Source organism: Mesorhizobium sp. M7A.F.Ca.ET.027.03.2.1, from assembly GCF_003999175.1.
GTDB lineage: Bacteria > Pseudomonadota > Alphaproteobacteria > Rhizobiales > Rhizobiaceae > Mesorhizobium.
Window position 1 is genome coordinate 1 of the sequence record NZ_RZOM01000703.1, and the last position, 3,301, is coordinate 3,301.

Genomic DNA, 3,301 nt, shown 5'->3' on the forward strand with positions numbered 1-3,301 from the left:
CTGTTCGTCACCGTGCGGCGCATCTTCAAGGGCAGGGCGGCCAAACCAGATACGGGCGAGACGCCGGTGACGGCCAACCAGCAATAAGGAAAACTTCACATGACAGGTTTGGAACGTGGCTCGGTGGCCGCGAGGCGGCTTCTTGCGCCTATGATTACCGCTGTCCTGCTCGCTGGATGCGTCGTCGGTCCGGATTATCAGACGCCCATATTGGCGATGCCTGCAAGCTGGAGCGGCCAGAAGCCGACAAAGCCTGCCCAGCCGGCGCAACTTTCGAAATGGTGGCAGCGGCTGCGCGATCCCGAGATGAACACGCTTGTCGAGGAAGCGGTTGCCGGCAATCTCGATGTCGCCACCGCCAAGGCAAAAATCCGCGAGGCGCGCGCCAGCTACCGCCAGAGTGCCGGCACGTTGCTGCCGTCGGTCGACGGCTCCGGCTCGGCCACCCGCAACGAGTCAGCCGAGACCACATCAGGCTCTGACGCCACCTACAGCGAGTACCAGGCCGGCTTCGATGCAAGCTGGGAACTCGACCTGTTCGGCGCCAACCGCAGAGGCGTCGAGGCCGCGCGCTACGGGCTGGACGCCTCGCAGGAGGAACTGCGCTCGACGCTTCTTACCCTGGTCGGCGATGTCGCTTCCTATTATACCCAGGCGCGCGGCTACCAGGCCCGCATCGCGCTCGCCCGGCGCTCGGCCGCGTCGCAAAGGCAGACCGCCGAACTTACCCGCACCATGGCGCAGGCGGGCACGGCGACCGCCGCCGATGTCGCCAAGGCGATGGGGCAGGCAGCGAGCACCGAAGCCGCGGTGCCGACGCTGGAGGCAAGCTATGCCCAGGCCGTGCATCGTCTCGCCGTGCTGGCCGGCCGGCCGCCTGCCTCGCTCAGCGAGCGGCTGAAGCGGGTCGCCCCGATCCCTGCACCACGCCTGCCGATGCCCACCGGAATTCCCGCCGACCTCTTGCTTTCGCGACCCGATTTGCGCATGGCGGAACGCCAATATGCGCAATACACCGCCAAGATCGGCCAGGCAGAGGCCGCCCGCTATCCCTCGGTCAGCCTGACGGGAGACATCAGCACGGCGGCGCTGAAGCTTGGCGATCTCGGCAAGAATTCGTCGATCGGCTGGTCGTTCGGGCCGACGCTCAGCGTGCCGGTGTTCAATGCCGGTCAATTGCAGGCGGCCGTCGAGGTCGCCAAGGCGCAGCGCGATCAATATTTCATCGCATACCGGTCTTCGGTGCTGACGGCGCTCGAGGATGTCGAGAACGCGCTGGTGCTGTTGTCGCAGGAGCGCATCCGGATCGCCAAGCTCGCCTCTTCGGCGAAATCCTATGGCGATGCGGCGCGGCTCGAAGGCACGCTCTACAAGGCCGGCGAGACAAGCCTGCTCGATGTGCTCGACGCCCAGCGCTCGCTCTACTCGGCCGAGGACTCGCTGCTGCAAAGCCGCGTCCTGCTGGCGACCAACTACATCGCCCTCAACAAGGCGCTCGGTGGCGGCTGGGATGGCACGGTGGACAGTGCCAAGCCTGAGATCGTCGACGTCAAGACCGCGCCAAGGCTGGCGTCGAAGCCGGCCTCGTGAGCGGTTCCCAGAGCTCGGTCAAGTATTCCGAGGCGGCTACGCAGATTTCGAGATTGTGCGAACACACCGCTCGTGAGGGCGTGTGAAATGCCGCCTCGTGCTTTGGCGATGGCGGGGTGATCGCATCGCTGTTATTGATGGTGACCACACAGCACAGGCGCCGCAGATGACATCCGATACACAGAAGGCCGAAGCGGTCGGGCAGTTGCTCGAAACGCCGGACCTTGCCAGCGCGCTCGAAAGCGAACAGTTCAAGAAATTCCTCGACCAGGTACCGATCGCCATTGCCGTTTCGGACCTGGGTTCGAAGGAGCGTGTCGTCTATGCCAATCCGGAATTCGAGAAACTGTCCGGCCTCAAGGCGGCGACGCTCGCCCGGCAACACTGGGCGGCGCTTTCCGGCACCGGCCTGCACAAGCAGAAGGACCGGCCGCTGTTTGAGGCCGTGGTCGAGGACACCGATTTCATCGGCACGTTCCGGCTGGAGCGGACAGACGGCCAGCCGGCGATCGTCGACGTCTATTCCAACGTCATCGAGGACGACAATGGCAAGGCCTGCTTCCGGCTGGTGGCGCTGGTCGACGTCTCGGCCCATGGCGAAACGGAGGATCCGCGATCGATCGATGAGCGCATCCGCGAAAAGGACACGCTGCTGCGCGAATTGCAGCATCGGGTGAAGAACAATCTGCAGATGATCACCGCACTGATCCGGATGGAGACGCGCAACGCGGCCGAACCGGATCAGAAGCGTTTCGAGAGGCTGGCAGGTCGCGTCGATGCGCTGGCAATCCTCTACCAGACGCTGTCGGGGGACGATGAAAAGGATGAGGTCGATCTTGGTGTCTATCTCAGCCAGATCGCGTCGGCGGTGATGAACTCGCATGCGGTCGAGGGCATCCGCCTCGACATGAAGGTCGACACCTATCCGGTGTCGATCAATGTCGCCATGCCGACCGGGCTGGTGGTGAACGAACTTTTGACCAATGCGCTCAAGCATGCCTTCCAAGGGCGAGACGGCGGCACGATCACGCTGCACAGCATCGTCGACGGTGATGGCTGCCGCATCGTGATCGCCGATGACGGCATCGGCCTGCCGGACGGCGAGACCTGGCCCAAGAGCGGCAAGCTCGGCGCGCTGATCGCCCGCTCGCTGACCGAGAATGCCAAGGCGCAGTTCGACGTGAAGTCGAGCGCCGGCGAGGGCACTCAGGTGATCATCGTGTTCAAGCGCTCGGCTGCCACCGCCTGAAGCGTATCGTTGTCGTCGCGCTCTCGCATCTACAGGATCATCTCCAGCTATTCCTTGTGCACTGCGGCAATGAACGCTTCGCGGGCTGGGAGGCTCATGGCGTGCCAACAGTCCGTGCCCCAGCAGCCAGTCCGCCGCTGCCTCACGACAGGTTGGCCGGTTCGCCCTATCTCCATGCCGCCGGTCGGGTTTGGACCCGGCGGCATGGAGGATGGGATCACGTGACATCGACGCCGATTGCCAGTCGCGAAGCGGCGCCCTTGCCGGTCGCGGCACTGATGGGCGCCATGGTGTCGATCCAGATCGGCGCCACCTTCGCCAAGGGCCTGTTCCCGCAGATCGGCGCGCAAGGGACGACGACGCTGCGGCTGGTCATCGGTGCGCTGATGCTGATCGCGGTGCTGCGGCCCTGGCAGATGCGGCCCTCGCGTGCCACTCTGCCGTGGCTGGTCGCCTATGGGG

At 64.7% G+C, this 3,301-nt stretch carries 2 protein-coding genes and 1 pseudogene; all 3 read left to right on the plus strand.

The window, feature by feature from the left end:
• Positions 1–99: 99 nt before the first annotated feature.
• Complete coding sequence (locus tag EN750_RS25230) at positions 100–1,590, plus strand: efflux transporter outer membrane subunit (protein WP_127398126.1); 1,491 nt, start codon at positions 100–102, stop codon at positions 1,588–1,590.
• Between the two features lie 166 nt (positions 1,591–1,756).
• The gene (locus EN750_RS25235) at positions 1,757–2,839 is read left to right on the plus strand and encodes a histidine kinase dimerization/phosphoacceptor domain -containing protein (protein WP_127398128.1); all 1,083 of its coding nucleotides are present in this window, start codon (positions 1,757–1,759) and stop codon (positions 2,837–2,839) included.
• 221 nt (positions 2,840–3,060) lie between these two features.
• Positions 3,061–3,301, plus strand: a pseudogene (locus EN750_RS25240) (EamA family transporter); the annotation flags it as partial.

What these genes read in the sequence shown, in the direction of transcription:
- EN750_RS25230 (WP_127398126.1), top strand. Translation starts at nt 100, where the DNA reads ATGACAGGTTTGGAACGTGGCTCGGTGGCCGCGAGGCGGCTTCTTGCG.
- EN750_RS25235 (WP_127398128.1), top strand. Translation starts at nt 1,757, where the DNA reads ATGACATCCGATACACAGAAGGCCGAAGCGGTCGGGCAGTTGCTCGAA.